This window comes from Streptomyces griseoflavus (genome assembly GCF_014649995.1).
GTDB lineage: Bacteria > Actinomycetota > Actinomycetes > Streptomycetales > Streptomycetaceae > Streptomyces > Streptomyces griseoflavus.
Genome location: NZ_BMUC01000020.1, coordinates 1 through 429, shown reverse-complemented (window position 1 = coordinate 429; position 429 = coordinate 1). Strand labels below are relative to the sequence as shown.

The window sequence follows — 429 nt, the reverse complement described above, 5'->3', positions numbered from 1 at the left end:
CAGCCCAGCCAGTAGTGCTCGACCTTGTCGAACCGTCTGGCGTGGAGGTCGTCGCGGCTGATCAACCAGCTGATGTCACCGTCCATCCAGCCGTACTGCAGCGACTCCATATTGAAGGTCGCGAGGTGCAACAGCGGTTGTTCGGGCAGCTCCCGCCACGCCCGGTCGTACACCTCGTCGAACCGCTCCGGGTCGTCCCGGAGTTCGAGGACCGCCTCCTCCCGCAGACGCTGGAACGCCTCGGTGACGTAGTCCCAGCTGTCGTGGACATTCCGCTGCACTCCCCGCAGTTTGTCGGTGCTGTTGTTCATGGCCGGCCGGACGCCGACCTTGGCGGCGTACTCCTCGACGTCGGCCTCCAGCCGAGCGTGCCACTCGGCCTCCTCGTCCTCCACCTCGTCCCAGATGCCCCCGTACTCCTCGCCGATC

Annotated in this window: 1 protein-coding gene; it reads right to left on the bottom strand. The window is 66.2% G+C overall.

Going from position 1 to position 429, the window contains the following annotated elements; translation table 11 throughout:
• The coding region (locus tag IE172_RS30345) for a YwqG family protein (protein WP_190100549.1) at window positions 1-429 on the bottom strand (429 nt) is incomplete at both ends.